General features: G+C 68.5%; 28 protein-coding genes. 12 read left to right on the top strand and 16 right to left on the bottom strand.

Annotated features, from left to right (window positions below):
- The first annotated feature begins 367 nt into the window (after positions 1-367).
- Positions 368-676 (top strand): hypothetical protein, encoded by a 309-nt coding sequence (locus tag AJAP_RS44080; protein WP_038512270.1) that lies wholly within the window; start codon positions 368-370, stop codon positions 674-676.
- Positions 673-1,992, top strand: coding sequence for a DUF4474 domain-containing protein (locus AJAP_RS44075; RefSeq protein ID WP_038512267.1), 1,320 nt, complete (start codon positions 673-675; stop codon positions 1,990-1,992). The genes AJAP_RS44080 and AJAP_RS44075 overlap by 4 nt, the downstream gene beginning before the upstream one ends.
- A 6-nt stretch (positions 1,993-1,998) precedes the next feature.
- Here AJAP_RS44075 and AJAP_RS15860 read toward each other — a convergent pair whose 3' ends face one another.
- Together AJAP_RS15860 and AJAP_RS15855 are read right to left on the bottom strand one after the other, a co-directional pair.
- Positions 1,999-2,235, bottom strand: a complete 237-nt coding sequence (locus AJAP_RS15860) for a hypothetical protein (RefSeq protein ID WP_038512265.1) — start codon at positions 2,233-2,235, stop codon at positions 1,999-2,001.
- A gap of 9 nt (positions 2,236-2,244) precedes the next feature.
- Positions 2,245-3,051 carry a helix-turn-helix domain-containing GNAT family N-acetyltransferase gene (locus tag AJAP_RS15855; RefSeq protein ID WP_038512263.1) on the bottom strand — a complete coding sequence of 269 codons (807 nt, stop codon included), beginning with the start codon at positions 3,049-3,051 and terminating at the stop codon, positions 2,245-2,247.
- 103 nt (positions 3,052-3,154) lie between these two features.
- Here AJAP_RS15855 and AJAP_RS15850 point away from each other — a divergent pair, with 103 nt between their 5' ends.
- The gene (locus AJAP_RS15850; protein ID WP_038523139.1) at positions 3,155-4,474 is read left to right on the top strand and encodes an NAD(P)-binding domain-containing protein; all 1,320 of its coding nucleotides are present in this window, start codon (positions 3,155-3,157) and stop codon (positions 4,472-4,474) included.
- Between the two features lie 21 nt (positions 4,475-4,495).
- Here AJAP_RS15850 and arsB read toward each other — a convergent pair whose 3' ends face one another.
- Positions 4,496-5,569 (bottom strand): ACR3 family arsenite efflux transporter, encoded by a 1,074-nt coding sequence (arsB, locus tag AJAP_RS15845; protein WP_038512261.1) that lies wholly within the window; start codon positions 5,567-5,569, stop codon positions 4,496-4,498.
- Between the two features lie 29 nt (positions 5,570-5,598).
- A complete protein-coding gene (locus AJAP_RS15840) occupies positions 5,599-6,003 on the bottom strand; it encodes an arsenate-mycothiol transferase ArsC (RefSeq protein ID WP_038523136.1) in 405 nt (134 codons plus the stop codon).
- 126 nt (positions 6,004-6,129) lie between these two features.
- Here AJAP_RS15840 and AJAP_RS15835 point away from each other — a divergent pair, with 126 nt between their 5' ends.
- On the top strand, positions 6,130-6,522 hold the full coding sequence (locus AJAP_RS15835; protein WP_174492024.1) for an ArsR/SmtB family transcription factor: 393 nt from the start codon (positions 6,130-6,132) through the stop codon (positions 6,520-6,522).
- Between the two features lie 126 nt (positions 6,523-6,648).
- Positions 6,649-7,731, top strand: a complete 1,083-nt coding sequence (locus AJAP_RS42480; protein WP_148311512.1) for a hypothetical protein — start codon at positions 6,649-6,651, stop codon at positions 7,729-7,731.
- A gap of 46 nt (positions 7,732-7,777) precedes the next feature.
- Here AJAP_RS42480 and AJAP_RS15825 read toward each other — a convergent pair whose 3' ends face one another.
- The gene (locus AJAP_RS15825) at positions 7,778-8,161 is read right to left on the bottom strand and encodes a hypothetical protein (RefSeq protein ID WP_038512259.1); all 384 of its coding nucleotides are present in this window, start codon (positions 8,159-8,161) and stop codon (positions 7,778-7,780) included.
- 101 nt (positions 8,162-8,262) lie between these two features.
- Here AJAP_RS15825 and AJAP_RS15820 point away from each other — a divergent pair, with 101 nt between their 5' ends.
- Complete coding sequence (locus AJAP_RS15820) at positions 8,263-8,667, top strand: hypothetical protein (protein WP_038512257.1); 405 nt, start codon at positions 8,263-8,265, stop codon at positions 8,665-8,667.
- Positions 8,668-8,739: 72 nt separating this feature from the next.
- On the top strand, positions 8,740-9,180 hold the full coding sequence (locus AJAP_RS42475) for a hypothetical protein (RefSeq protein WP_051972463.1): 441 nt from the start codon (positions 8,740-8,742) through the stop codon (positions 9,178-9,180).
- 3 nt (positions 9,181-9,183) lie between these two features.
- Here the strand turns inward: AJAP_RS42475 and AJAP_RS15810 are convergent, their stop codons facing one another.
- On the bottom strand, positions 9,184-10,602 hold the full coding sequence (locus tag AJAP_RS15810) for a hypothetical protein (RefSeq protein WP_148311511.1): 1,419 nt from the start codon (positions 10,600-10,602) through the stop codon (positions 9,184-9,186).
- 84 nt (positions 10,603-10,686) lie between these two features.
- Here AJAP_RS15810 and AJAP_RS15805 point away from each other — a divergent pair, with 84 nt between their 5' ends.
- Positions 10,687-11,145, top strand: coding sequence for a GNAT family N-acetyltransferase (locus AJAP_RS15805; protein ID WP_038512254.1), 459 nt, complete (start codon positions 10,687-10,689; stop codon positions 11,143-11,145).
- Positions 11,146-11,237: 92 nt separating this feature from the next.
- Here AJAP_RS15805 and AJAP_RS15800 read toward each other — a convergent pair whose 3' ends face one another.
- Complete coding sequence (locus tag AJAP_RS15800) at positions 11,238-11,798, bottom strand: dihydrofolate reductase family protein (protein ID WP_038512252.1); 561 nt, start codon at positions 11,796-11,798, stop codon at positions 11,238-11,240.
- A gap of 196 nt (positions 11,799-11,994) precedes the next feature.
- Between AJAP_RS15800 and AJAP_RS15795 the strand changes: the two genes are divergently transcribed.
- Entirely contained in the window at positions 11,995-13,320 is a 1,326-nt protein-coding gene (locus AJAP_RS15795) for an MFS transporter (RefSeq protein WP_084098173.1), read from the top strand.
- Here the strand turns inward: AJAP_RS15795 and AJAP_RS15790 are convergent.
- From AJAP_RS15790 to AJAP_RS15775, 4 genes are read right to left on the bottom strand one after another with little or no spacing between them, the layout of a single operon-like run.
- The gene (locus AJAP_RS15790; RefSeq protein WP_038512250.1) at positions 13,317-14,381 is read right to left on the bottom strand and encodes a DUF6348 family protein; all 1,065 of its coding nucleotides are present in this window, start codon (positions 14,379-14,381) and stop codon (positions 13,317-13,319) included. The two genes, AJAP_RS15795 and AJAP_RS15790, sit on opposite strands and share 4 nt — an antisense overlap.
- 9 nt (positions 14,382-14,390) lie before the next feature.
- Entirely contained in the window at positions 14,391-15,215 is an 825-nt protein-coding gene (locus AJAP_RS15785; protein WP_038512248.1) for an alpha/beta fold hydrolase, read from the bottom strand.
- A gap of 23 nt (positions 15,216-15,238) precedes the next feature.
- On the bottom strand, positions 15,239-15,985 hold the full coding sequence (locus AJAP_RS15780) for an SDR family oxidoreductase (protein ID WP_038512245.1): 747 nt from the start codon (positions 15,983-15,985) through the stop codon (positions 15,239-15,241).
- Positions 15,986-16,013: 28 nt separating this feature from the next.
- Positions 16,014-16,511, bottom strand: a complete 498-nt coding sequence (locus AJAP_RS15775) for a carboxymuconolactone decarboxylase family protein (protein ID WP_038512243.1) — start codon at positions 16,509-16,511, stop codon at positions 16,014-16,016.
- Positions 16,512-16,675: 164 nt separating this feature from the next.
- On the opposite strand from AJAP_RS15775, the gene AJAP_RS15770 reads away from it, so the two are divergent.
- Positions 16,676-17,584, top strand: a complete 909-nt coding sequence (locus AJAP_RS15770; RefSeq protein ID WP_038512242.1) for an RNA polymerase sigma-70 factor — start codon at positions 16,676-16,678, stop codon at positions 17,582-17,584.
- A gap of 56 nt (positions 17,585-17,640) precedes the next feature.
- Here the strand turns inward: AJAP_RS15770 and AJAP_RS15765 are convergent, their stop codons facing one another.
- Together AJAP_RS15765 and AJAP_RS15760 are read right to left on the bottom strand one after the other, a co-directional pair.
- Entirely contained in the window at positions 17,641-19,017 is a 1,377-nt protein-coding gene (locus tag AJAP_RS15765) for an amino acid permease (RefSeq protein ID WP_038512240.1), read from the bottom strand.
- Positions 19,018-19,205: 188 nt separating this feature from the next.
- Positions 19,206-20,099, bottom strand: coding sequence for a LysR family transcriptional regulator (locus AJAP_RS15760; RefSeq protein ID WP_038512238.1), 894 nt, complete (start codon positions 20,097-20,099; stop codon positions 19,206-19,208).
- 72 nt (positions 20,100-20,171) lie between these two features.
- Here AJAP_RS15760 and AJAP_RS15755 point away from each other — a divergent pair, with 72 nt between their 5' ends.
- The gene (locus tag AJAP_RS15755; protein WP_038512236.1) at positions 20,172-21,167 is read left to right on the top strand and encodes a YeiH family protein; all 996 of its coding nucleotides are present in this window, start codon (positions 20,172-20,174) and stop codon (positions 21,165-21,167) included.
- Here AJAP_RS15755 and AJAP_RS15750 read toward each other — a convergent pair.
- From AJAP_RS15750 to xsc, 3 genes are all read right to left on the bottom strand, one after another.
- Complete coding sequence (locus AJAP_RS15750; protein WP_038512235.1) at positions 21,145-22,137, bottom strand: phosphotransacetylase; 993 nt, start codon at positions 22,135-22,137, stop codon at positions 21,145-21,147. The two genes, AJAP_RS15755 and AJAP_RS15750, sit on opposite strands and share 23 nt — an antisense overlap.
- 70 nt (positions 22,138-22,207) lie before the next feature.
- Entirely contained in the window at positions 22,208-23,572 is a 1,365-nt protein-coding gene (locus tag AJAP_RS15745) for an aspartate aminotransferase family protein (RefSeq protein WP_038512233.1), read from the bottom strand.
- Positions 23,573-24,227: 655 nt separating this feature from the next.
- Positions 24,228-26,036, bottom strand: a complete 1,809-nt coding sequence (gene xsc, locus AJAP_RS15740) for a sulfoacetaldehyde acetyltransferase (RefSeq protein WP_038512231.1) — start codon at positions 26,034-26,036, stop codon at positions 24,228-24,230.
- A 144-nt stretch (positions 26,037-26,180) separates the two neighbouring features.
- On the opposite strand from xsc, the gene AJAP_RS15735 reads away from it, so the two are divergent.
- Entirely contained in the window at positions 26,181-26,981 is an 801-nt protein-coding gene (locus AJAP_RS15735) for an IclR family transcriptional regulator (protein ID WP_038512229.1), read from the top strand.
- Positions 26,982-26,987: the final 6 nt, after the last annotated feature.

Raw genomic sequence — 26,987 nt, 5'->3', positions numbered from 1 at the left:
GATGATTCTCCTCATGGCCGACTGATACGAATTTCCGGATATCCAACGATCACCCATGAAATGGACAAATTTCGAAATCCCCACGCCCCCCGAACGGAAATCGACGTTAGCGTCTACAGGACCCGATTTCGTGGATCGATCACCGAAAGCACTCCAATGGAGGAATACGTGATCACGCGACACGTCGATTCGCCACCCGCACACTCCACGTTCAGGGCAGCACGGTCACCCATCCGGACGCCGCTGACCCCGCGTGCGTCGTCGAGCAGGCGCCTCCATGCGGCCAAAAGCGTGAACCGGGCACCAAACCAGAAGTTGGGTGTTACATTGCCTAGGCGAAGTGTCACACGGTCGGGGAGGGCGTGCTGTGGGTTTCGAGGTCGATGTCGCGGACATCAGCAGCGCGGCGGGCAAGCTCGCCGCGGGGAAGCCGCCGGCGCTCGCCCCCGGCGGCGCGCCGAACGTCGGTGCCACCCATCGGGCCGCCGGGTTCGCGGGAGACTACGACGTCTGGCTGTCGACCCGGCAGGAGGATTTGGTGGCCTCGCAGCAGCAGGTCACCAGCCTGGTCGAAGCCATCCAGGCCGCCGCGAAGAGCTACGACGGCACAGAGTCGGCCGCGCGCGACACTTTCCTGAAGGCGCTGGACAAGGGCTTCGCGGGGATCGATCGGTGAGCTCGGTCTTCGACAAGATCCGCCGGCTCCACGACCAGGTCGCCAAAGGCAGCACGACCGACCTCGACGACCGGGCGCGGGCGTGCCGGGCCACCAAGGAAGCCGTGCTGGACGCCAAATCGCTGGTCGAAGCAGTCCGCGTTCAGCTGGCCGAAGGATGGCAAGGCGGAGCCGGTGAGTCGGCGCTCGCCTCGCTCGCGGACTTCAAGAAGAACCGTGACGACCAGGCCCAGGATCTCGAAGAGTCCGCGAAGTCGTTCGAGGTGGTCCGCGACGCGCTGGCCAAGGCACAGGGCGACGCCCGCAGTCACCTCGCGGACGCCGAATCCCTGCGGCAGAAGCTGGACGGCGTCTGGAACGACCTCTCGCACGGAAAGGGCAACATCGTCTTCGCCTGGGCACAGGACAAGGCGATCAAAGCGCGGGCACTCGTCGTACTCGCCGACTTGGAGAGGGTCATCCTCGGCTACGACGCGGTCCTGCTCGCCGAAGGCCTGAAGCTGCGGAACAAAACGGGCCAGATATGGGAACTCGCGGGCTCGGGAAAGCGGAACCTCGCCGAGATCGCCGCGATCATGCTGCGTGAGATCCCGGGTTTCGCCGAGCTGGTGAAGAACGATCCGAGACTCAAGGCCGCCCTGCTGACCGGTAACTGGGAACTGCTCCTGCAGAACCGCGAGATCGCGCAGAAGATCTACGACTACCTCGGCTTCAAATACGTCGCGGACGGCGACTACTACACCACCGGCGAACACTCGGTACAGAGTTTCCTCGGCTGGCACGACTTGTACGACAAGCTCGAAAAGCTCATCGGCGCGAACCTCGACAAGACCGGCGACGACGGCGACAACATGGAGTTCACCGACCCGAAGACCGGAAAGCAATACCGGCTGGAGCTGTGGAAGGGCGGTTACGGATTCGGCGGCGCGTTCGGCGGCGAAGTCGGGTTCTACACCCGCGAACCGGGCTCCTCGGACCCGTCCGGCTACTTCAACGCCGCCCAGGGCGACGACCAGATCAAGGTGACCCAGACGATCTACGACAAGACCACCGACGAGGTCTACTTCACCAACGACGGCCAAGGCGCCGACGGCAGCGACAAGAAGCACTTCTGGAACCTGGGGATCCGCACCGACCCGAACGTCGATCCGAGCCAACTGGCCCAGCGCGCCACGATCGAGGTGCGGGACGCAGGCCTGCGCGACCAGCTCTACGACGAGATGACCCGGTGGGCCGCCGCGCACCCCGACCAGCACCTCACCGTCACCAAGACGACCGACGTCCCACCGGCCCTGAGCTACACCTGGGAAAAGTGACCCCGCTCAGGTCAAGGACTCCCGTTTGAACTCCCACGGCTCGTCGTCATCGCTTCGCCGCGGGATCTCGGTTTCCCGCAGCCCGGTGAAAACGCCGTCGACGTCGATCAGGCCGGCGACGTCGTCGGCGACGCGCCGGCTGTGGCGCTCTTCGATGTCTTCGAGCCCCTCGCGCAGGGCGGTGGTCGCGGCGTTCCTGGCCGTGGTCCGCAACGCACGGGCCAGCTGCTCCGGGTCACTCATGAACCCACTCTAGGCGGTGACCGGGCCGCGGCGTTCCAGGAAGACGGCGTCCTGCCAAGCGCCGTCGCGTCGGACGATGCGCTCGCGGATGCCGACGGTGCGATAGCCGGCACTCTGATGCAGGGCGATGGAGGCGCGGTCATCGGTGAAGACCGAGGTCTGCAGTGTCCAGAGCCCGGCCGCGTCGGCCTCCGTGACTTGCTTGTGCATCAAGGCTTTACCCACGCCGCGGCCACGGTGACTTTCAGCGACATGGACGGATGTCTCGGCGACTCCCCGATAGCACTCGTGTTCCGAAACCGGAACTGCGACCGCCCAGCCGACGACCTCGCCGCCGATCTCGGCGACCCATCGGTGGCCAAAGGTTTCGCGACTGGGAACCTCGGCTTTGAAGGTGGCGATTCCTTCACCATGGATCCGGCGGACCGAGTCCCGGTCGCCGTCGCGCAGCGCGCGGACGACGACGTCTTCCGGCAGGTTCTCCGGACAGCACGGACGCGGGGCGAGGAGGCCCATCACGGCGTCGGCGGCGTGCGGCAGCCCGCTGCAGCAGGCCTGGTTGATCGTCACGACCGTGGCCGTGCCTTCCTTGCGCAGGTGCAGGAAGCCGACCTCGGCCAGTTTTCGGACGTGGTGGGAGCACGTCGACTGGCTGGTTCCGAGGATCTCCGTGAGCGCGCCGACGGTCAGGCCACGTGGCGAGGTCGCGACCGCGTGCAGGAGTTTGACCCGCATGGGCTCGGCGAGACAGGCGAACCAGCCGGCGTAAGTCGTGGCTTCACGCTCGGGCAGGAGGACGGGCACAACCGTGGTCATGCCGCCCAGTATCGACCGGAATCGATGGTTGCGTCAATCGATCGCGGTCGATAGAGTCCCCGCATCGCTTCAATCGAGACAGATCGATGAAAGGTGCATGGGGATGAACGAGCTGCCTGTCGTGGTGATCGGCGCGGGACCGGTGGGGTTGGCGGCGGCCGCCGAGCTGGTGGAGCGGGGTTTCGAGCCACTGGTGCTGGAACGCGGCGCGGGGGCGGGCGCGGGAGTCGCCGAGTGGAATCACGTGCGGTTGTTCTCGGCCTGGTCCGAGCTCGTGGCTCCGGCGGCCGGGCGGTTGCTGGAGGACACCGGCTGGGCGCGACCCGATGATGAGGCGTATCCGACGGGCTCGGAGTGGGCCGAGCGTTATCTGCGACCCCTGGCGACGGCGCTCGGCCATCGGGTGCGGTTCGATGCCGAGGTGGTCGGTGTCGCGCGGCGAGGCCGGGATCGGGTCGTGGACGGCGGCCGCGACACGGAGCCGTTCACCGTGCATGTCCGCGCCGGGGACGGCTCGGAAGAGCGGATCGCGGCACGGGCGGTCATCGACGCTTCGGGGACCTGGTCGACGCCGAATCCCCTTGGCGGGGAAGGACTTCCCGCCATCGGCGAACGAGCGGCGGCGGACCGGATCGCCTACCGCGTACCGGATCTGGGCGACCCGGCGGTGCGGAACCGGTACGCGGGCGGACACGTGGTGGTCGCGGGGAGCGGACACTCGGCGCTGACCGCACTGGTCGCGTTGTCCGGGCTCACGAAAGACGCGCCCGGTACGCGGATCAGCTGGGTGTTGCGCCGCGGGTCGGTCGGCAACACCTTCGGCGGCGGCGATGCCGACCAGCTCCCGGCGCGGGGAGCGCTCGGCCTGCGGGCTCAGGAGGCCGTGAAGTCCGGGCTGATCGACGTCGTGACCGGATTCCGCACAGAAGCGCTCGAACGCGACGACGCGGGGAGGCTCGCGCTGATCTCCTCCGCGGGCCAGCGGATCGAGCACGTCGACGAAGTGGTGACGCTGTCCGGGTTCCGGCCGGACCTGACCTGGTTGTCGGAGCTCCGGCTGGAGCTGGACCCGACCCTGCAGGCGCCGGTCGCCCTCGCGCCGCTGATCGATCCGAACGTGCATTCCTGCGGAACCGTCTACCCGCACGGCGCGAAGGAACTCGCCCACCCGGAGAAGGACTTCTACCTGGCCGGGATGAAGAGCTACGGCCGAGCGCCGACTTTCCTCGCCATGACCGGTTACGAACAGGTCCGCAGCATCGCCGCCGAACTCGCCGGTGACCACGAAGCGGCGACGCGCATCGAATTGCACATGGCCGAAACCGGCGTATGCGGCGGCGCCGGGCTGTTCGACGAGCCTGACGACGCGGCGTCCGGTGGATGCTGCGTCACGCCGGAGACGGAGGTCCTGACACGGTCGTGACCCTCGCCCGCGCGGTTCCGATCACCCCACCGGGGCTTTCGTGGTCCAGCGTTTCCGCAGCCGGAGACTCACGTACACCAGGGCGACCAGCACCGGGACCTCGATCAGCGGTCCGACGACCCCGGCGAGCGCCTGGCCCGACGTCACGCCGAAAACGCCGATGGCGACGGCGATCGCGAGTTCGAAGTTGTTGCCCGCGGCGGTGAACGCCAGTGTCGTGGTGCGTTCGTAGGACAGCCCGGACGCCTTGCCCAGCAGATATCCGCTGGTCCACATGACGGCGAAGTAGGCAAGCAGCGGCAAGGCGATCCGGGCGACGTCGAGAGGCCGGGACGTGATGGTCTCCCCTTGCAGGGCGAACAGGATCACGATGGTGAACAACAGGCCGTACAACGCGACCGGGCCGATCTTCGGCAGGAACGTGCCCTCGTACCACTCACGGCCCTTGTTCCGCTCCCCCGCGCGGCGGGACAGATAGCCCGCGGCGAGCGGGATGCCGAGGAAAACGACGACGCTGAGCGCGATTTCCCACGGTGAGAAGTCGACGCTCGAGGTGTCCAGACCGAGCCAGCCGGGCAGCAGGTCCAGGTAGAACCAGCCGAGCACCCCGAACATCAGCACCTGGAAGACCGAGTTCACCGCGACCAGCACCGCCGCGGCCTCGCGATCACCGCAGGCGAGGTCGTTCCAGATGATCACCATCGCGATGCACCGGGCGAGACCGACGATGATCAGGCCGGTCCGGTATTCGGGAAGGTCCGGCAGCATCAGCCAGGCGAGCGCGAACATCAGCGCCGGGCCGAGAATCCAGTTCAACACCAAGGAAAGCACCATCGTGCGCCGGTCCTTGGTCACCGCGCCGAGCCGGTCGTAGCGGACCTTCGCCAGCACCGGGTACATCATCAGCAACAGCCCGAGCGCGATCGGCAGCGACACCTGCCCGATCTTCACCGCGTCCAGCACTTCCCGCAGACCGGGGATCACGCTGCCCAGCAGCAGCCCGGCACCCATCGCGACGATGATCCAAGCCGGCAGATAACGGTCCAAAAAGGACAGTTTGCGCAGGACGTCGGGCTCGTCGGCGGCAAGCGTCACGTTGGGGCCTCCTGGCTCCGGGAAGTCGTTCAGGCGTCGAGGATTTCGGCGACCAGGCCGCGGACGCGGCGGTCGATCTCGTCCCGGATCGGACGGACGGCGTCCAAGCCCTGCCCCGCCGGGTCTTCAAGGGGCCAGTCCAGGTACCGCTTTCCGGGGAACACCGGACAGGTGTCCCCACAGCCCATGGTGATCACCACGTCGGATGCCTCGACGTCCTCGGTGGACAGCTTGCTCGGCACCTCGGCGGTGATATCCAAGCCCCACTCCGCGAGCGCCGCGGCCGCGGCCGGGTTCACCATCGCGGCGGGCTCCGAACCAGCGGACCGGACAATGATCCGGCCGAGCGAGTAGTGCTGCAGCAACGCCGCGGCCATCTGTGAACGACCGGCGTTGTGCACGCAGACGAACAACACCTCGGGTGTGCGGGTCATCGGCGGAGTCCTCTCGGCGTTCGACTGGATCGAAGTCCACGAATCCAGATTCAAGGACTTGCATCGATATTTGTCAATCCACCGGGTACGCTCGCCGTCGAAGGTCACTCCGACCGAGGAGGACACATGGCGACGGAGCACGGGCGCGGCCGGAAGCCGGTGCCCATCACCCTGCTGATGGCCGAGCCCGCGGCGGTCATCGCCCAGGACGAGGCCGAGCAGGCGGCGAAGTTGTTCAAGGCCCTCTCGGATCCGATCCGGATCAGGCTGCTGTCGCTGGTCCGTCATTCACCCGGCGGCGAAGCCTGCTTCTGCGATCTCGCCGAAGAGTTCGACATGCCGCAGCCGTCACTGAGTCATCATCTCCGCGTTCTGGTCGCGGCAGGCATCCTCGATCGGGAACGACGCGGCACCTGGAGCTGGTACACCGTCCTTCCCGAGCCGCTCCGATCGCTGGAGACACTTCTGCACGCCGGTGGCCCGCTGGCCGACCGGGCCGCGCCGCTGTCGAAGACGTGACCGTCCGGCTGACGATAGGCCGCGGCACCTGACGGTTCCGCGGGCCACCACAACATGTCCACAACAGTCTCGTGTCGTGCCGCCGGTCAGGATTCCCTCTCGATCTCTTCGACGCAGGGAGGGAACTTGCGCGCATTGAGGAAGCTTTCCGCGATGGTCGCCGTAGTGGCCGCCACCATGCTGTGCCCGGCGATGGCGAACGCCGCCGTCGGGTGCGCCGAACTCAGCCGGGGCGGCAACATCGATCCAGGTCTGGCCTCGATGCCGAACGGGCCGCTGGACATCTTCCAGGTCAGCTCGTCCGGCAACGTCTTCCGCACTCAGGTGGATCCGCGCACGAACGGGGTGATCAGCGCCGAGAACCTCGGCGGGGTGTCCCGCTCCGAGCCGGGCGCCGTCTCGTGGGGCCCTGGACATTCGGCGGTATTCGTCCGTGGCGCCGACGACGCGCTGTACTTCATGCAATTCGAGAACGGGGTGTCGTCCGGCTGGCAGAACCTCGGCGGGGTCATCACCTGGAACCCGCACGCGGTTTCGGCCGGGCCCGGGCATCTCATCGTCTTCTATCGAGGCTCCAACAAACAACTGTGGTACCGCGAATACGTGAACGGCGTGTGGGGCCCGCACACCAGCCTCGGCGGCGTGCTGACGTCCAGCCCGATCGGGGTCTCCTCGCGGCCGGGCCATGTCGCGGTCGTCACCAGGGGCCAGGCGAACGACCTGTACTACCTGGAACGGGTCGGGGCCGGCTGGAGCAACTGGGTCGGGCTCGGCGGCAGGTTCGCCGTCGACCCGATCGCCGTCTCGCGGGGGCCGGGACTGGTCGACGTGTTCGTGCGGACGACCAACTCGCGAGTCGCGGGGATCAGCTACAACGGCTCGTCCTGGGGCTCGTGGTTCGACCTCGGGGCGCCACGGGGCGGCGCGGTGTCCGAACCGGGCGCGGCCGCGACGAGTTCGGGCGAACTGGTCGTGTTCGCCCGCGGTGACGAGGCTCCCGCGCAGTTCCGCCCCATCACGCGCAACTCCTCGTTCGACGGCGGGGTGACCTGGTCGGGCTGGATCATGGTCGACGCGGGCTATGGCCCTCCGTCGTCCAACAACCCCGAGGCGACCGCGAACGCGTTCGGCGGTTGGAACTTCGCCGCGACGAACTTCCCTGCCGGTGCTCGTGTCGGACCGCTACGGGTTTGCTCGTCCTCGTTGTGACCGTGAAACCGCCGCCGGGCGCAGTTCCCGGCGGCGGTTCGTGACCTCACTTCTCCCTCAGCCACTGCTCCGCTTTTCGCCAGATGGCCCGCGAATCGAGGTCGGCGGTGCGCCAGGTGGTGGCGCGGGTGGTGCCGAGGTCGCGGTACTTCCGCATGATCGCCACGTGGGCGGGCAAGCCGACGAACCCACGCAAGCCCTCGTGGTCGCGCCACACCGAAACCGATCCCAGCCGCCGGCGCAACGGTTCCACCCACAGCCATTGGCCGACCGCGCCGGGCAGCCGGGGCCACTCGCGGCTGAGCACGTAGCCCGCCCGGTAGGCACCCGGAGTGCTCCGGAAGTCGTCGAGCGTCAACGCGGTGACGCTGACCAGCACGTCTCCGGAGAAGTCCGCGGCATGGCCGGGCATCCACTTACCTCTGATCATGCTCGCTCCTCACGTCGCTTCAGTCCGAAATGGCTGCGCCACGCTTATGATACGCACATGCTTACTAATGAGTGGTCGTACCTTCGCGCTAGCGTCGCTTCATGACCCCCGCCGATGCCCGCGAAGCCCTCCTGTTCCACTCATGCACACACCCGGATGTGGACGATCCGCGCTGGCGGACGGGTTTCATCGGGTCATTGCGTCCCTTCTCCGGCTTGCGCGAGGAGAACTACCACGAAGTGATGTCGGCGTTGCGGGCTCTCGCCGAACCACTACAGGCCGACTTCGTTCCCCGCGAGGTGGTCTCGGCCGTGGTCGGAATGTGTCATTTCGCGCGAGCTTGGGGTGTCGCACCCGATGGCATGCTGGGCCAGAACGGGCTGATCAGCGCCGCGGACGCTGCCCGTCTCGACGAATGGATCTGGACCATTTCCTACGCGCTGGCCATGATCCTGGACGGCGCCGTGGCGGAGGCCTTCGACGACTACGACCGTCGCCGAACCTGAGCGGCAAGAAACTGACTTCGTCGGGCGTTGCGCCTACGCTGGCGGATCACCGGGCCACGCCAGGAGGCAGCGATGCGCAACGAAGCCATGGAACGGCTGGACGTCCTGGTGGGATCGTGGCGGACGACGCTGAGCGACGCGTGGTTCCTGGAACCGCCCGATCGAAAGGTGCCGGGTTCGGCGACGATCGAGTGGCTCGGTGAGGCGTTCGTGGTCCTTCGCTGGACGATGGACGGCGAGGACGGGCAAGCCGCGAGCGAGATGGTCCTGGTTCTCGGTCGCAGCGACACCCGCGACGCGTATACGGCTCTGTACCACGACGAACGAGGTGTGTGCCGGGTCTTCGCCATGACCTTCGACGGAACGAACTGGAGCCTGAGCCGGGAAGACCCCGACATGTTCCAACGGTTCGTCGCGGAGGTCGAGCCGGATCGGATCACGGGCCGCTGGGAGGCGTCCGAGGATCAGGGATCCACCTGGCGCAAGGATTTCGACCTCGTTTTCGAGAAGTAGGCGTCAGGTCTTCCGGACGGCGCCGGTGAAACCCGCGATGAACAGGGTCGCCGACGCCCACGCCGCCAGCTGCAGGGCCCAGCCCGCGACGGTGAGGGCCTGCCCGGTGGCGGTGCCGGTGGGGGCGCACAGCTCCCGCGCTCCCGTCTTGACCAGTGGCAGCCCGAGATCCAGCCCCACCCCTATCCGTTCCACGACAGCGCATGGCGTCGCCGGTGCGCTCGCGCGCGCGGTGTGCGCCAGGCCGCCCTGCCCGCCGAGGACGAGGGCCAGCACGACCGAACCGGCGAGGACGGTGAACAACAGCAGCAGTGCCCGCCAGGGTTGATAGCCGAAGCCGAGGGCCAGCCCGGTGAACCGGGCCCACATCCGGTCGTGCCACCGAAGCCCGCCGCGGCGGATCTGATCACGCCGTTGCGCCATCAGGATGTCCCGCACTTCGGCGTCGTGGCCCGCCGCGCGGTGGACGGCGGCCAACTGCTGATAGGGCTGGGCGGCGTAGCCGGGCGTACGGGCACGCAACAGCTCCAGCCACCGGGACAAACCGAACTGCTCCGGAAGGTCTCCGTAGGTCGTCTCGGCGATATCGATCAGAGCCCCCGACGCCTGATCCGACCGGGTCACCTCGCTGGTGTCCAACCACAGCGAGCCCTCGATCGACGCCCCGTTCAACCGGATCACGGCGGGTTCGGTGCCGGTGGCCCGGAACCCGGCGCGCAGGAACACGGCCCGGTCGACCTTCAGACCGTCGGCGTACAAGGCGGGCCCGTCCGGGTTCTCCAGCCACGCGCCATCGCAATCGAGCAAGCCGACGTGGGCGTCGACCAGTTGGACCGCGCCGGTGGCCCGGAATCCGGCGCGCAGGAACACGCCGTGATCGACGTGCAGCCGGTCGGCCTGCAGGGCGGGCCCGGACGTGTTCTCCAGCCGCGCCCCATCGCATTCCAGCACCCCGAGATGGGCCCCGCGCAACCGGACCGCACCGGCCGGAGTGCGGGCGTTCACGACCACACCCTTCATCGTCATCGCCGAAGTGGTGAACCTTTCGGCGTCCACCGGCGGATCCTGCGCGGAATGCCCGAAGCGGGACCGGTCCAGCACCAGCCCCGGCAGGCGGCCGTCGCGCAGGTCCAGGCCGTCGGGGAGAAAGCAGTCGACCAGCTCGACCCGCCTCTCGCCGGCGATGTTCGCCAGATCGAGGCGGCCGGTGATCCGCGCCCCGCGCAGCCGCAGCCCGTGTGGGTCCATTTCGACGTCCCGGCGGCCCCGGACCAGGTCACGGATCAGCGCCGCGGAGACGGTGCGGCTGCTTCCCCACGACGGCATCTCGGCCGGGTCGACCCTTCTGCCACCGGTCAGGTCGAGCACCTCGCCTTCGCGGACCGCGTCGAGCAGGCGCTGCTCCATCCCCTCGTCTGACACCCGATCATGCTGGACCGCCCACGGCACGACGGCAAGCGCGAAACTTGAGTGCGATCGGCCTGATCTGCCACTACGGTCCCGACCATGCCCGCGGATGCTTTCGTACCAGCCGGTTTCGTCCCGCCGACCGCGCTCGTCACCGACGAGTTCCGCCTCGAACCCTTGGGACCGGAACACAATTCGGCCGACCATGCCGCCTGGACGTCGAGTATCGAGCACATCCGCTCCACTCCCGGCTATCCCGACGGCGACTGGCCGCCGCGCGACGGCATGACCCTCGACGAGAACCTCGCCGACCTGCGCCGCCACGCCGAAGACTTCGCGCGACACAAAGGCTTCACGTTCACCGTCCTCAGCCCGGCCGACGGCGACGTCATCGGTTGCGTCTACCTGTATCCCACGGCCTCCGAGGACTGGGACGTCACGGTGCAGTCCTGGGTCCGGGCCGACGAAGCGGAGCTGGATGCCGTGCTCGCCGACGCCGTCGCACGCTGGCTCGTCTCGGATTGGCCGTGGGAACGGGTGGATCGCTGCGGTCGCTGAGGTGACGGCTGTACGTGAAGGTCCCCTTCCTTGCGCTAGACGCAGTGAAGGGGGCCTTCACGTACTTGGGAAGGCCTTCACGGACCTGATCGTCAACGTCCGGCGACCCGAAATCGCAGGTGAGTCGCGACCCCCGCGACAGGTTCACCCTTCGGCACCAACTCGCCGGCGCGCCCGCCGAACAGCCCGGTCCCCTGCCCCAGCAGCACCGGGGCGATGTGGAGATGGACCTCGTCGAGCAGGCCCGCGCCGAGCAGTTGCCCGGCGACGTCCGCGCCCATTACCAGGACATCCTTGTCTCCCGCGGCTTCCGTGGCCCGCCGGACCGCGGCCTCCAGTCCGTCGAAGGAGAACGTCCCGCCGTTGTCGCCGCGGAAGTCTTCCTCGATCCGGTGGGTCACCACGAAACTCGGCACGCCGGGCCACGGCGTACCGCCCCACGGACGCAGGCCGAGGTCGAAGGTGCGCCGCCCGATGACGGTGGCCCCGACGATCGCGTTCACCTCCTCGACGGCACGGGCGTCGGCTCCCTCGCCCGCCATCCACTCGTGCAGCCGTTCGCCGCCGTCCCCCATCGGCTCGTCGGCCCGCACGTTCGGCCCGGCGGTGAAACCGTCCAGCGACATCGATACGTCCAGCACCACCTTGCTCATCGCAAGGCCTCCTTCGTCTCCGTGGCGCCGCGATCCGGGCGCGTTCATCGAAGAGTCGGAGCCGGCCCGGCCATCTCGACATCGGCGATTGCGCGATCCAGCCGACGCGGTCTATGTTCCTACGTGTCCGGATAGCGTCTCAGGCTGTCCGATTATCGGACGCCTCGGCGGAATCGGCCGAAGACGAGGAGCGAAAGTGACGAACGTGCCCGCCTCGCGCGCGACGGCCGATTCGAGTGTCAGCCGGTCGGCGTTCCGGCGGGTCCTGGCGGGCAGTACCGCGGGCGCCGTGCTCGAGTGGTACGACTTCGCGCTCTACGGGATCTTGGCGGCCACCGTGCTCGGCCCGCTGTTCTTCCCCGGTGGCAACGGATTCGCCCAGTTGCTGCTCGCGCTGGCGACGCAGGGGCTCGGCTTCGTCGCCCGCCCGATCGGCGGCATCGTCTTCGGGCATCTCGGCGACCGCCTCGGGCGCAAACCCATGCTGGTGACCACTTTCCTGCTACTCGGGCTGTCGACCTCCGCGATCGGGCTGCTCCCCACCTATTCGCAGGTCGGGATCGGGGCGACGATCTCGCTCGTCGTGCTGCGGCTGATCCAGGGATTCGCCCTCGGCGGCGAGTTCGGCGCGGCGGTGCTGATGGTCAGCGAATACGGGAGTCCGAAACGGCGTGGGTTCTGGTCGGCGTGGCCGCAGGCGGGAGCGCCTCTGGGCACGGTGCTGGCCACGGCCGTGGTCGGCGGGATCGCCTTGATCCTCCCCGACAACGCCTTCGACCAGTGGGGCTGGCGAGTCGGGTTCCTGTTCGCTATCCCGCTCCTGGCCATCGGCTTCTGGATCCGGCGCCGCATCGACGAATCCCCGGTGTTCCAGGAAGCGCAGGCACGGGCCTCGGCTTCCGCGGAGACCGTCCGCGAGCGGTCGAGCATCCTCGAAACGCTCGCCCACCCCGGTCCCGTCCTGCGCGGTCTCGGCGTGCGGCTGGGCGAAAACGTGGCCTTCTACGTCTACACCGTCTTCGTGGTCGCTTACGCCACAAAGACTTTCGGCTACGACAAAGCCGACGTGCTCCTCGCCGTCGCCATCGGGTCGCTGCTGCAATTCGCGGGGATGCTCGCCGGCGGCCATTGGTCCGACCGCGTCGGGCGGCGCACCGCGATGCTGGTCCCCGCGCTCGGTCTCGCGGCCTGGGCGCCGGTCTTCTTCGCGATCGTCCAGGCCGACGCGCTGCCTCTGCTGTATCTCGGTGTCGGCGTCGGCGCCGCGCTGCACGGGCTCCTCGCCGGGCCGGAAGCGGCTTGGATCGCCGAACTCTTCCCGACGCGCCGCCGTTTCGCCGGCGCTTCCCTGGTCTTCCAAGGATCTTCGATCATCGCCGGTGCGCCGGCGCCGCTCATCGCGGTGTGGCTGGCCGAAAAGCAGGGCCCCACGGCGGTCGTGCTGTACCTCGTGGGGACGATCGCCGTCACCGTCGTCGCCCTGCTCCTCAGCGCCGAAACCCGTGGAGCCGACCTGCACTAGGCGTCGATGGGCACGAGTAACCCGAACACCCGCGTCGCGACCCGTCCCTCGGCGACCAGCGCCGGATGATCCGCCACCACCGCTTCACCGCCGGACCACGGTCGGCTGTCCAGCAGGACTTCGTTGTTCAGCAACGCGCCCTCGTTGTGCGCGACGAACAACCGGAGCCCGTGCACCTTCCGGCTGAGCTTCTCCGCGCGCAACGCTTCCAGCAACCGGTCGAGCAACGGTTCGACGGAAGGCACGTTCTCGGCGAACAGGGTGATCTGCGCACCCAGCACCAGTTCGAACGGACCGTCCGGATGGTCGTACCGCTCGCGGTCGACCTGATCGGCCGCGGCGCCGGGCGACAGCAACCCGTTGACCATCGGATGCAACGACCCGAGGCTGAACTTGTTCACCGCCTGGCCGATCGCTTCACGCCAAGTGGTGCCGAACCCGGCGAAGCTCTCGACGAGCCACGGCTCGGCCAGCGCGGGATGCGACACGGCGAAGTCGACCTGAGCCATCACCTTGCCTTCCGAGGTGGGGTGCACGACGAGTTTCGTATCGACACGAGCGTCATCGCCCAGCAGGACGCCGTGCTCGCTGAGCAAAGACTCGTATACCGCTTGTGGTGAAGGCACACCGCCGTCGCCCTCGACGACCGGTTCCAGATCCTTGAACAACACGGGTTCGCCGAGTTCCAGGTCCGCGAGCTGCGATCCGGCGTTCAGCGCCTCGTTGATCACGGCGAACGTGCTGCTGCGGAACGCGATCCGCTCGAATTCCGCACGGGTCGCGTACTGGGCACGCTCGTACGCCGCCACGAAGACCGGCTCCTGTGCGAGGAAGACCTGCCCGCGGGAGTCGCGCACGGTGTCCGGATACGTGACGTCCGGCAGCAATCGCCGGACGTAGGCCATCGGCAAAAAGACGAGCAGCCGCTCGGCCAGCCACGGCTCCACTCCCGCGCCGGTCAGCCGTTCCCAGAACACGTCGTCGCTCGGCGGTTCTTCGCCCGCGCAGAACGCGGCGATCCCGATTTCGAGCGCGCCGTCGAGCCCCCATGATGCGATCACCGCCGAAGTCTAGGGGAGGCACGCGGGACCCGGTGCACTCCAGCCCTCGACGATGGCCGCGATGATCTTGGTGGTCGCCTCCCCCGCGTCCGCGCTGACGACGTGCCCGGCACCGGGGATGACGTGTTCGGCCACGCCTTCGGCCTTCGCCCAGCGGGGCATCGCGGTCGCGATGTTGCCGGTGCGGTCGTCTTCACCACGAACGAGGGCGAGCGGAACGGGCGTGCGGTAGCCCGGATCCGGGTCGACGAGCGACACCGTGGCCCGCCAGACGTCGAGGAAGACGCGTTTGGGCATCCGCGCGAACGTCGCCTCGCATTCGGCGATCCCCGCCGGGGTCACGGCGGACGCGCGGGCCATGAGTCCCGGCAAACGCCCGGCGGGGATGAGCGCCAGTGAGGGCGCGGCGAGTTTCAGCAGAAGCCGTTCGGCGGCGGTCAGCGGGCCTTCGTTCCACGTCGAATCCACGACGATGAGGCCCGAAGCGCGGTCCGGGAAACGGCGGACGAGCGCTTGGGAGAGATTCCCGCCGAGTGAGTGTCCGATCAGGACCGGGCGTTCGAGCCCGAGGTGGTCGAGGAGCGAGTGGAGGGAGTCGAGCGCGAGAGCCGCGCTGAACCGCGTGCCCGGCAGGAGGCTCGACTCCCCATGAGCGGGTTGATCCCAGCTGATCACCCGATGACCGGCGTCGTGCAGGGCGTGCGCCTGCGCGTCGAACATCCGGTGATCCATCCCGGCGCCGTGGGTGAAGACGACGGGCCGCCGCTCCCCCGCCAGATCGCCGTACCGCAGCTCGTAGCCGTCCTTTCGGAGCACCTCGCTCATTTTCACCATGTTCTGAACATACTGTAAGTAGGTCAGGAACCGGTTTCGAGCCACTCCTGGAAGGTGGGGCCGGCCAGCTTGGCGTGCGGGCCGGGCAGGAACCCGCCCTTGGCGGCGATCTCGCCGTCGGGCACGTCCGCCGCGTCGATGCCGACGACTTTGATCCCCCGGGCGTCACCGGCGAGCCGGGCCGCCTCCGCCATGATCTCCTCGCGTGGCCCGGCGATCTCCGGAATCGGAGCTCCCGATGCGGCCGGAGCGGCCGCAAGATCGGCCAGCTCCTCGGCCACCGCGCGGCAAGCCACGAGCTGAGTGGGCACAGCCGGCACATAAGCGACGTCGTCTCGCCGCCAGTCGAGCAGCTGGAGCACGAACTCGTGGAACTGAGCCGCCCGCAGAAGACGGACCGGCAGCGGCCCGGCCGAGAGGAACTCCTCGTGCTCCTTCTTGGCGGCGAGGAAACCGGTGGTGGCGTTGTCGACGCCGATGATGGACGCCGCGGCGATCAGGCCGACTCCGGCCCGCCTGCCTTCCTCGTGCAGCTTGCGGGCCGAGGTACGGAAGAACTCCGTCGCCGCCTCCTGGTCGGAAGCGTGCCAAGAAGCGACGTCGATGATGACGTCCACCCCGGTGAGCGCCTCGGCGAGCCCTTCACCGGTGATGATGTCCACGCCGGTGGCCCGGGACATCGGGACGACTTCGTGCGCGCGTTCGGTGAGGACGTCGACGACGTGGCGTCCCAGCCGCCCGGTCGCTCCCGCCACTGCGAATTTGCTCATTTTTCAGGCCTTTCGTGAAGGTGGAAGGTCAGTCGGTGTAGTTGCGGCCGGGCGGCATCCCCGGGATCGGCTTCGCGATGAGCGCGGCGGGGGCGAAGAACCCGATGTGGGCGATGACCATGACGAGCGTCCAGAGCGCCTTGTCGTCGTAGTGCGCGGACGCCCTGGCGTACAGCTCGTCGGGAACGCGCTCCCCCGACGGACTGGCGGTGAACACGGCTTCCCCCAGCTCCAGCGCGACCCGTTCGGCATCGGTGAAGCAGGTCGCGTCGCGCCAGGTGACCACGGAGGCGATCCGCTCCTCGGATTCACCGAGCTCTCGCAGCACGCGCGTTTCACGGACGACGAAATACGTGCTGCCGAGCAGCTGCCCGGCACGCAGTTGCACCAGGCTGACCGTGGTCGCGGGAATGGTGCCGTTCTTGATGACCTTGTGCAGGCCCGCGCCGACTTCCGCCAGCTCGGGCACGAACGGGAGCGGATTGGGCATCCGCGACCGCGGACCCTTCGCCGAAGTTGTGGACATGATCGGGACTTCCTCACTCGTCTGTCGCTTGGTGACGAGCAAGAGATCCCGGCGGCAGGCCCGGTGTGACAAGTCCGCCGTGTGGCGCAGGCCACCACTCCCGGGTGTCACAAACCGGCGGCGGCCGGGATCGTAGGGACAAACACGAACGGGGGAAACCAGCGATGAGCGAACAGCACGAGACACCCGGCGTCCTGGATCCGGCGACCGAAACGTTCGTGGCCCATCGCAATCTGCTGTTCACCGTGGCCTACGAGATGCTCGGTTCGGCCACCGACGCCGAGGACGTCCTGCAGGAGACCTGGCTGCGCTGGTCTGGCGTCGAACTCGACACGGTGCTGGACCGGCGCGCGTTCCTGGTCCGGATCACGACGCGGCAGGCGCTCAAACGCCTGCGGACGCTCGGCCGCCGCAAGGAGTCCTACGTCGGGCCGTGGCTGCCCGAACCGCTGCTGACCACACCGGACGTGGCCGAGGACGTCGAATTGGCCGCGAGCGTTTCGATGGCGATGCTGCTCGTGCTGGAGACCCTCGCGCCGACCGAGCGGGCGGTCTTCGTGCTACGAGAGGTTTTCGCCGTCGACTACGACGAAATCGCCCAGGCCGTCGACAAGACTCCCGCCGCCGTGCGGCAGATCGCTCATCGGGCGCGGGCCCACGTCGCCGCGCGCAAACCGCGCGGCACCGGCTCCCCGGCCGAGCACCGGGCCGCGCTCCAGGCGTTCCAGGCCGCGGTGGAAACCGGTGATCTGCAGGGGCTGCTCGACATCCTCGCGCCGGACGTCGTCGCCCTCAGCGACGGTGGCGGGATCAAGCACGCCCTGCCGCGGCCGGTCGTCGGCGCGGACGAAGTGGCGCGGCTGCTGGCCGTCGGGTGGTGGAAACGCGGGGCGGAACGGACCGTCGAACCGGTCCAGGTCAACGGCGGACCCGGCCTGCTCATCCGGATCGGCGGCGAGATCGACGGTGTGCTGGCGGTGCGGGTCGAAAACGGCTACGTCACCGGCGCCTACCACGTCCGCAATCCCGAGAAACTCTCAAGTGTGACAAGGGAAATCGCCGTGAGCCGATGACAAAGCGTCCCTCGCCGCATCAGACGCGGCGAAGGACGCTTTCAGCCCGTCCAGGGTCACTCCCGGACGGTGGCCGGGGCACGCTGGGGTTCGTCCGGGACCGGATCGACGGGCGCGGCCGGAACCGCCGGCTTGCCGCGCCGCCTGCGGATTTCGAACCCGACGAGGATCAGCGCGAGCGTCACGGCGCTCAGCCAGAACTGCGACCGGGTCGACGGCAGCAGCGCCATCGCCAGGATCACGCCGCCCATCAGCGCGATGGTCGCGTAGCTCAGCCACGGGAACAGCCACATCTTGAGCGTGAGCTTGTCCGGATCCTCCCGCTCCAGCCGACGGCGGAGCCGCACCTGCGCGAGCGCGATAGACAGGTACACGAACAGCGCGACGGCGCCGTAGGAGTTGACCAGGAACTGGAAGATCAGGTCCGGCGAGGTGTAGGCGGCGATGACGGAGACGTATCCGATGACCGTCCCGGCCAGGATCGCGCGCCTCGGCACGCCGCTGCCGGAAAGGCGGGTGAACGCCTTCGGCGCGTCGCCGTTGCTGGTCAGCGCGAACAACATCCGCGACGAGGTGTACAGGGCCGAGTTCAGGCACGAGAGCACCGCGGTCAGGACGATCGCGTTCATGATCGTCGCCACGGCCGGGATGCCGAGCACCTCCAGCACCGCCGCGTACGGGCTGACCGCCGTCGCCGGATCGTCCCAGGACTTGATCGCGACGACGAGGAACACGGAACCGACGTAGAACAGCACCACGCGGAAGATGATCGAGCGCATGGCCTTCGCGACCGCCTTCTGCGGCTCCGCGGATTCGGCGGCGGCGATGGTGACGATCTCCGCGCCGGTGTAGAACCCGATGCACGGCACCACCGCCGCGAGTACCGCGCCGATCCCGAGTGGCGCGAACCCGCCGTGGGACACCAGGTTCGTCAGGCCGCCGTTGGCACCCGGCCAGAAACCGAACAGGTACAGGGCGCCGACGACCAGGAACACGACGATCGCGACGACCTTGATCGACGAGAACCAGTACTCGAACTCGCCGTAGGACCGCGCCGAGACCATATTGGTACCGGTGAGGATCAGCAGCAGGCCGAGACTGAGCACCCACAGTGGCACGTCGGGTACCCACAGCTGCAGGATCCGGCCGCCCGCGACGGCTTCGACCGCCACGACGATGACGAAGAAGTACCAGTACATCCAGCCGACGGCGAAGCCCGCTCGATTGCCGAGCGCCTCCCTGGCGTAGACGTAGAACGACCCGAGCGCGGGTTTGGCGATCGTCATCTCCGCGAGCATGCGCATGATGAGCACGGTGATCAGACCGGCGATGAGGAACGAGACCACCGCCGCCGGGCCCGCCGATTGGATGACCACGCCACTGCCGACGAACAGCCCGGCGCCGATGACGCCGCCGAGGGCGATCAGGTTCATATGTCGCTGTTTGAGCCCTGGTTTCAGGCCGCTGCTCTGTGCGGGACCGGACGTTGAAGTCACGTCTCCTCCTTCTCGCACGCACCGCCGGAGCGGTGGCGCTGGGAGCTCCATTGTGGTTCCGGTCACCGTAGGAACAAGTCGGGCCAGGGGCGAGTGCCAGTTACGATGTGGGAAAGGGGTCCAGATCACTCTCGGGACGAGCGTCGCCCGGCCAAGGCCAGCAGTTCCGCCGCCGGACCGGTGAGGCGCCGTCCCTCCGGCCAGACCGCGTGCAGCACCCGTCCGAAGTCGACACCGTTCACCGCGACGGGCACGAGATCGTGGTCCGCGACGTCCAGGGCGCTGATCACCGCGGGACCAGCGCCCGCCACCACGGCGCTGCGGACGGCGGAGGCGGAACCCAGTTCCAGCAACGGTTTCACCGGTCCCACGCCGGCCACGCGCAACGCGAGGTCGACGGTCTCCCTGGTTCCGGAGCCGCGTTCCCGCACCACGAGCGGCGTGGCCGCCAGCTCCGCCGGGGTCAGGGGACGGCGTTCGCGCGCCCAAGGATGGGTGCGGTCGACCACGACCACGAGATGGTCCACGGCGACCTTCCGCGACGTGAGCCCGGTGAAGGGGCCCGGTGATTCGACGAAGCCGATGTCGGCCTTGCCCTCGCGGGCAAGTCCGGCGACCCGATCCGAGTTCGTGACCTCCAGGCCGAGGTGGAGCCCGGGGTGAGCGCGGTTGAGTTCGCCGATCCAGCGTGGGACCAGATGCTCGGCCGGCGTCATGCTCGCCGCGATCCGGAGCCCGTTCTCGTGCCGGTTCCGCAGGGCTTCGGCGCCATCGAGCAGTCCGTCGAGTTCGGCGAGCACGCGCCGCGCCCAGCTCGCGATCACCCGGCCGTCCGGGGTGAGCGCGGAACCGCGACGGGTCCGGTCCACCAGCACCAGACCCAGCCTTCGTTCCACAAAGGACAGTCGTTTGCCCGCCGACGGCCGCGTCATCCCGAGTGCGACGGCGGCCTGACCGATACTGCCCAATTCGCCGACGAGGACCAGCAGGCGCAAGGAGTCCAGCTCCGGGGCTGTCATAGCCAAAGTGCATGACCTATCCGTCGTTCTCCCGGCTACCGGCGCTGTCCTTTCCGGACGACGCTCGTCGGTATGAGCACCACGTCTGCGCGGCGAACGAAGCCGCACCTCACCGGTCTGGCCGTCACCGCCCTCGGTGTGGTCGTCGCGTACCTGCTGAGCACCGCCGTTCCCGTGCTGAGCGCGCTCACGCTCGCGGTCGTGCTCGGGGTGCTCGCCGGCTCGCTGCCGGTGCTCTCGGACGGCACCCGGCAAGCGATCGCGAAGGTGACGAAGAAGCTCCTGCGTGCCGGTGTCGTCCTTCTCGGTCTGCAACTCGCGCTCCCTTCGGTGCTTTCCCTCGGCCCCGGCACGCTGCTCGCGGTGGTGCTGACGGTCGGCCTCACGTTCCTCGGCACGATCGGGCTCGGCAGGCTGATCGGTGTTCCGCGGGGACTCGCGATGCTGGTCGCGACCGGTTTCTCGATCTGTGGCGCGTCGGCGATCGCGGCGATGGAAGGGGTCGTCGAACGCGAGGACTCCGACGTCGCGACCGCGGTCGCACTGGTCACCTTCTACGGCGGCCTGGCGATCGCGGCGGTCCCGCTCATCGGCGGATGGCTGGGGATGGACGCGCTGCGGATCGGCGGCTGGGCCGGATTGGGCGTGCACGAGGTCGCCCAGGTCGTCGCGGCCGCCACCCCGGCCGGGACCGCCGCCGTCGCGGTCGCCGTGGTGGTGAAGCTGAGCCGTGTCGTCCTGCTGGCGCCGATGGTCGCCGCGGTCAGCGTGCACGAACGGCGGCGCCGCCCGTCCGCCGCCGGGAAGCGCGCCCCGCTGGTCCCGCTGTTCGTCCTCGGTTTCCTGGCGATGGTGGTGGTGCGGAGCACCGGGATCCTGCCCGGCGTGGCGCTCGACGTCGCCAAGGTCGTCTGCACGCTGCTGCTGGCCGGAGCGCTCTTCGGGCTGGGCTGCGCGGTCCGGATCGGCACGCTGGTCCGCACCGGTGGCCGGGCGCTGCTGCTCGGCCTGCTCTCCACGCTGCTCGTCGGCACCATCGCCTACGTCACCCTCGCGCTGCTCGGCTAGCTTGGACGGCGGTCAAGAGGGCGAGCGTCTCGATGTCGGACGCCGAGCAGCCGCGCGAGAGATCGTTGAGCGGCGCCGCGAGGCCCTGGAGGATCGGGCCGAGCGCGACGGCGCCGCCGAGCCGTTCGGCGATCTTGTAGCCGATGTTGCCCGCGTCCAGATTCGGGAACACGAGGACGTTCGCGCGGCCGGCGACCGCGGAACCGGGCGCCTTGGCCGCCGCGATCGACGCCACCAGCGCGGCGTCGAACTGCAGTTCACCGTCCACCGGAAGACCGGGTTCCCGCTGCCGCACCAGCGAAGTCGCCTCGCGGACGACCTCGACCCGCTGATGGTCGGCACTCCCCTGCGTGCTGAACGACAGCATGGCGACGACGGGGTCCTCCCCGGTCAGACCGCGGTGGGTCGCCGCGGCGGCGAGGGCGATGTCCGCCAGCTGCGCCGCGCCCGGCTCGGGCACCACCGCGCAGTCCGAAAAGGTCAGCCGTCGCCCGTCCGGCAGCAGCAACAGGAAGCAACTGCTCAAAGTGGACACACCCGGGGCGAGCCCCACGACCCGCAAACCCGCGCGCAGGACGTCGGCGGTCGGCCGTGTCGCCCCGGCGACGCAAGCGTCCACCTTGCCTGTTCGCAGGGCGGCGGCCGCCACGAACACCGGATCGCGCCGGGCGGCGGCGAGCTTTTCCGGGTGCCGCGCGAATCCCGCCGCCAGCGCGGCCTCGGTCCGGTCGTCGGCAAGGGTTTCCGCGACGTCCACGATCAAGTCGTCCGTGGCTCCCGCCGCGCGCAGGCGCGCCCCGTCGCCGAACAGCAACGGCCGTACGACACCTTCGTCCCGGAGCGCCAGCGCGGCCCGGACGGCGCGGTCGTCGTCGCCGTCCGGCAAGGCGACGCGGAGATTCCGGCCGCGCAAGGCCTTCCGCCATCTGTCGAGCGTCGCGTCCGGCGTGACCACGGTGGTCAAGCTCATCGAAGTACCTCCACGTACGAAGCGGGGGCCGCCGCAGGACGGCGACCCCCACCGGGTGAAAAGGGCTGGTTCAGGGCTGGACGGCCTTCTCGACGTCGTTGAGCATCGCGTCGACGCCGTGCAGCAGTTCGGTGAGCACCTCGCGGTCGGCGACCAGCGGCGGGGAGATCATCAGCATCGTCGCGCCGCGATCGTCGCCGCGGAGGATGACGCCCGTGCGCCGGAACGCCTCCGGAAGCACCTCGCGAAGTACCTTCAGCGATTCGGCCTCGGTCAGCTCCCGGCCGCTGTCACGGTCGGCCATCAGTTCGATGGCGTAGAAGAACCCGGTGCCGCGGACGTCCTTGACGCAGCGGTGCGCGGACTTGAGGGAGTTCAGCGCGGCGAACAGTTCCGGGCCCTCGGTGAGGACGTTGCCGAGCACGTTCTCGTCCCGCATCGCGGTGAGGTTCGCGACCGCGACGGCGGTGGCGACGGGATGCCCGCCCCAGGTGGCGCCGTGAGTGAAGACGCCGCCCTTCGGCGAGTCGTACAGCTCGGTGACCAGCTTCTCGCGCACGATCACCCCGCCGAGCGGCGCGTACCCCGACGTCGATCCCTTGGCGAAGGTGATCAGATCCGGCACGACGCCGGTGATCCCGTGCCCGAACCAGTGCCCGAGCCTGCCGAACGAGCAGATGACCTCGTCCGAGACGAGCAGGATGCCGTACTTGTCGCACAGGGCGCGCAAAGCGGGCCAGTACCCCTTCGGCGGGACCAGAGCGCCGCGCCCGTTCTGCACCGGCTCGGCGAACAGCGCCGCGATGGTCTCCGGCCCTTCTTCGAGGATGACCCGCTCGATCGCCGCGACACAGTCCAATTCGGACGCTGGACCGCAGTCTCCCCGCAGCCCCAACGTGTTCGGTACGTGGCGGACGCCGGGCATGAGCGGGCCGAACGGTTCCTTGATCTTCGCGAGCCCGGTCACCGAAAGGGCGCCGATGGTGGTGCCGTGATAGGCCATGTCGCGGCTGATGATCTTCGTCCGCTCGGGCTGTCCCTGGCTGCGGTGATACTGCCGGGCGAATTTGAGCGCCGTTTCGACCGCCTCCGAGCCGGAGTTGACGAAGAACGTCGTCCCGAGGTCGCCCGGCGCCAGTTCGGCCAGCAACGTGGCGGCCTCGATCGCGGGCGTATGTGCCGAGCCCCAGTTGCTCGCGTAGGCCAGGGTGCCGACCTGGTCGGCGGCGGCCGCGGCGATGTCGGCCCGCCCGTGGCCCATGTTGACGCAGAAGAGCCCGGCGAGCCCGTCGAGATGACGGCGTCCTTCGGTGTCGATCAGGTAGCTTCCCTCGCCGCGTACGAACACCGGGAAATCCGAGGCCCAGGTGTCCTTGCGGGTGAAGTGCGGGCCGAGATGCCGTCGAGCCTGCGCTCGCAGCTGGGTGACGTCCACCGGAGACCTCCTTCGAGACACGAGTCTGTGCTTTGACTTTCGCAACCCGGCTGGCACCGGCCCAGCACCAGAGCGGCGACGTTCGATGGGTCCAGTTGGTCGTGAGTGGAGACCCGCAAGTCCGTGAAGGCCTCCTTGGTGAACCCGTATTCGCTGACCCGCTGGTGTGGCCGGGGCCGAGCGGGGAGGATTCCGGCCGTCCAACGTCCAGGATCTTCCCCACTCGGTCGTCCGCCCCGGGGCGTGACCGGCACGATCAAGGTTCACGACCAGGACGGCCACCGCGACGATGAAGGAATCGGGACACTCAACGTCCCAATTCCTTCATCGTCATCCCTCGACGACAACCGGACTCTCGCTCCCACGCAGGTCGGACGTAAGTACACAACTGAAGGCCCCCTTGAGGGACCCAGAGTCCCTCAAGGAGGCCTTCACGGACGAGAGACTCGGCACCGCACTCACGTGATCGAAGGCGGATCTCGCGTGATCAGAGACGGAACTCCCCGAGTGCGGCCCCCAATCACGCGAGTCACGTCCCTGATCACGCGAGTCACGCTTTTGCACACACCGCCGCGCCTGTGTTCCCCGACGCGCGTGAAGGCCCCCTTCCCCCGGCTCAGCCGAGGAAAGGCGGCCTTCACGCGCAAAACGAGCCCTACACGTAGTCCTTGTACTTCTCCAGGAACCGCACCGGCTTCGACAGCGCGTCGCGGCGGAACGGGTCGCCCAGCTCGCGGGTGCACATGATCTCGACGACGGTGGTCTTGCCCTCGTTCATCTGCGCCTCGACGGCGCGTTGTAACGCGGGGCCGACCTCGTCGAGCTTCTCCACGACGATGCCTTCCGCGCCCATCGCCTTGGCGATGCCCGCGAAGCTCTCGCTCTCCAGCTCGCCCGCGACGAACCGGCGGTTGTAGAAGTCGACCTGGTTCTTCTTCTCCGCGCCCCACTGCCGGTTGTGGAACACCACCGCGGTGACCGGGATGTCGTGGCGGACCGCGGTCATGATCTCGCCCATGCTCATCCCCCACGCGCCGTCGCCGGCGTAGGAGATCGCGGGCCGGTCGGGGGCCGCGGCCTTGGCGCCGATGATGGTCGGCAGCGCGTATCCGCAGTTACCGAAACTCATCGGCGCGAAGAAGCTGCGCGGTTCCTCGAAGCGCAGATAGCTGTTCGCGACCGAGTTGATGTTGCCGATGTCGGTCGACACCATCACCCGCGGCGGCATGGCCTTCTCCAGTTCCCGCAACACTTCCCGCGGGTGCAGCCAGTTGCCCTCCTCGCCGTCCTGCTCCGCGATCATGTCGAGGCTGAACGGGTCGGTCTCGTGCGTCCAGGCGTCGAGCTCGGCCTCCCACGCGTCCTTCTCCGCCTTGATCTTCGCCGCGCGAGCGTCCTTTGTGGAATCACAGGCCAGCGTCCGGTCCGCCAGCCGCTTGGTCAGCGCGACCGCCGCGTCCTTGGCGTCACCGCAGATGCCGACGGTGATCTTCTTGACCAGGCCGAGCATCTTGTGGTCGGCGTCGATCTGGATGATCTTCGCGTCCTTGGGCCAGTAGTCCATGCCGTGCTGCGGCAGGGTGCCGAACGGGCCGAGCCGCGAACCGAGCGCGATCACGACGTCCGCCTGCGAGATGAGCTTCATCGCGGCCTTGGAACCCTGGTATCCCAGCGGCCCGCACCACTGCGGGTGGCTCGCCGGGAACGAGTCGTTGTGCAGGTAGCTGTTCACCACCGGCGCGCCGAGGCGTTCGGCGAGCGCCTTGCACTCTTCGACGCCGTCGGCCATCACGACGCCGCCGCCGGAGATGATCACCGGGAACTCCGCCGTGGCCAGCAGCGCGGCGGCCTCGTCGAGGCTCCGTTCGCCGCCGGGGCCGCGGTCGAGCCGGGCGGGTTCCGGGATCTCAGCCTCGATCTCGCCGTAGAAGAAGTCGCGCGGGATGTTGAGCTGCGTCGGGCCGAGTTCCGAATGGGCGCGGTCGAAGCAGCGGCCGGTGTACTCGGCCATCCGCTTCGGGTTGTTGACATGCCCCTGGTACTTGGTGAACTCCTGGAACATCGGCAGCTGGTTGGCCTCCTGGAAGCCACCGAGGCCGGTGCCCATGGTGCCCGCTTCCGGCGTCACGATGACGACCGGGCTGTGCGCCCAGTACGCGGCCGCGATCGCGGTCACGCAGTTGCTGATACCCGGGCCGTTCTGCCCGATGACGACGCCGTGCCTGCCGCTCACCCGGGCGTAGCCGTCGGCCATGTGCCCGGCGCCCTGCTCGTGCACCACCGGTACCAGCCGGATGCCCGCCGGCGCGAAGATGTCCATCGCGTCCATGAACGCCGACCCCATGATGCCGAAGATGTCGGTGACGCCGTTCGCCACGAGCGTCTCGACGAAGGCCTCGGACGGGGTCATCTTCTTCCGGCCGCTGACGACCACGCGGCCGTCACCCGTCTTCCGTTCCGTCATGTTCCGCTCCTTCGACAGGCGAGATTTACAAAAATCGGTACGTGGCGTTCCTGAAATCAGGATGCGACCGACGATAGGACGCCAACCGTCCAGCGTCAACGTCGGATTCTGGAAACCGAGACGCCGTGTGCTACTTTTCGGAACATGGAGCTGCTTCGCGAACCCGATCCGATCAACGGGGACACGCCGACCATGCGGCTGTTCTCCCTGCTCGAACTGATCGCCGCCAAGGACCAGCTGGTCTCCCTGCAGGGTCTCGTCGAGGAGACAGGCCTGCCGAAACCGACCCTGCACCGCATGCTGCAGCAGCTGGAAGGAGCCGGCTTGCTGATCCGGCAGGCCGACGGACGCCACTACGGCACCGGCCACCGGCTGCGACGGCTCGCGGAGAACCTGCTCCTCAACGCCACCCACCACGGCGCCCGGCACGCCGTCCTGCGTCACCTCGTCGACGAACTCGGCGAGAGCTGCAACGTGACCACCTTGTCCGGCAACGAGATCGTGTACCTCGACCGAGTCGAAACCCCGGAGCCGCTGCGGTTCTACCTCCGGCCGGGCTCGCGGGTGCCGATCCACTGTTCGGCCAGCGGCAAGATGATCCTCGCGCAGATGAGCCCGTCGCAGCGGCGGAAGCTGCTCGCGCACGCGCCGCTCAAGCGGTACACCGACAAGACCATCACCGACCTCGACGCGCTCGAGGCCGAGTTCACCCGCATCCGCCGGGACGGGTTCGCCCTCGACGACGAGGAGTTCCTGCCCGGCCTGGTGTGCGTCGCGGTCCTCGTGCCGGGGCGCGCCAACCTCTGCGTCGCCGTGCAGGCGCCGGTCATGCGGCTGACGCCGGACAAGGCCCTGCAGACGCTCCCTGCGCTTCAGCGCGCGGCCGAGGCGATCAGCCGCGTCGACGTCGAGGGCGGGTCCGAACCGGAAAGTGTTCCGTCGTAAGGAGTT

Source organism: Amycolatopsis japonica (genome assembly GCF_000732925.1).
GTDB lineage: Bacteria > Actinomycetota > Actinomycetes > Mycobacteriales > Pseudonocardiaceae > Amycolatopsis > Amycolatopsis japonica.
Note: the sequence above shows the minus strand (reverse complement) of the source record. Positions and strands in the feature narration are given on the sequence as shown.

Bases quoted from the DNA above. Each gene is read 5' to 3' on its own strand.
- AJAP_RS15860 (WP_038512265.1), bottom strand. From the start codon at position 2,235: ATGAGTGACCCGGAGCAGCTGGCCCGTGCGTTGCGGACCACGGCCAGG.
- AJAP_RS15855 (WP_038512263.1), bottom strand. From the start codon at position 3,051: ATGACCACGGTTGTGCCCGTCCTCCTGCCCGAGCGTGAAGCCACGACT.
- AJAP_RS15850 (WP_038523139.1), top strand. From the start codon at position 3,155: ATGAACGAGCTGCCTGTCGTGGTGATCGGCGCGGGACCGGTGGGGTTG.
- AJAP_RS15840 (WP_038523136.1), bottom strand. From the start codon at position 6,003: ATGACCCGCACACCCGAGGTGTTGTTCGTCTGCGTGCACAACGCCGGT.
- AJAP_RS15835 (WP_174492024.1), top strand. From the start codon at position 6,130: ATGGCGACGGAGCACGGGCGCGGCCGGAAGCCGGTGCCCATCACCCTG.
- AJAP_RS15825 (WP_038512259.1), bottom strand. From the start codon at position 8,161: ATGATCAGAGGTAAGTGGATGCCCGGCCATGCCGCGGACTTCTCCGGA.
- AJAP_RS15820 (WP_038512257.1), top strand. From the start codon at position 8,263: ATGACCCCCGCCGATGCCCGCGAAGCCCTCCTGTTCCACTCATGCACA.
- AJAP_RS42475 (WP_051972463.1), top strand. From the start codon at position 8,740: ATGCGCAACGAAGCCATGGAACGGCTGGACGTCCTGGTGGGATCGTGG.
- AJAP_RS15805 (WP_038512254.1), top strand. From the start codon at position 10,687: ATGCCCGCGGATGCTTTCGTACCAGCCGGTTTCGTCCCGCCGACCGCG.
- AJAP_RS15800 (WP_038512252.1), bottom strand. From the start codon at position 11,798: ATGAGCAAGGTGGTGCTGGACGTATCGATGTCGCTGGACGGTTTCACC.
- AJAP_RS15785 (WP_038512248.1), bottom strand. From the start codon at position 15,215: ATGGTGAAAATGAGCGAGGTGCTCCGAAAGGACGGCTACGAGCTGCGG.
- AJAP_RS15780 (WP_038512245.1), bottom strand. From the start codon at position 15,985: ATGAGCAAATTCGCAGTGGCGGGAGCGACCGGGCGGCTGGGACGCCAC.
- AJAP_RS15775 (WP_038512243.1), bottom strand. From the start codon at position 16,511: ATGTCCACAACTTCGGCGAAGGGTCCGCGGTCGCGGATGCCCAATCCG.
- AJAP_RS15770 (WP_038512242.1), top strand. From the start codon at position 16,676: ATGAGCGAACAGCACGAGACACCCGGCGTCCTGGATCCGGCGACCGAA.
- AJAP_RS15765 (WP_038512240.1), bottom strand. From the start codon at position 19,017: ATGAACCTGATCGCCCTCGGCGGCGTCATCGGCGCCGGGCTGTTCGTC.
- AJAP_RS15760 (WP_038512238.1), bottom strand. From the start codon at position 20,099: ATGACAGCCCCGGAGCTGGACTCCTTGCGCCTGCTGGTCCTCGTCGGC.
- AJAP_RS15755 (WP_038512236.1), top strand. From the start codon at position 20,172: ATGAGCACCACGTCTGCGCGGCGAACGAAGCCGCACCTCACCGGTCTG.
- AJAP_RS15750 (WP_038512235.1), bottom strand. From the start codon at position 22,137: ATGAGCTTGACCACCGTGGTCACGCCGGACGCGACGCTCGACAGATGG.
- xsc (WP_038512231.1), bottom strand. From the start codon at position 26,036: ATGACGGAACGGAAGACGGGTGACGGCCGCGTGGTCGTCAGCGGCCGG.
- AJAP_RS15735 (WP_038512229.1), top strand. From the start codon at position 26,181: ATGGAGCTGCTTCGCGAACCCGATCCGATCAACGGGGACACGCCGACC.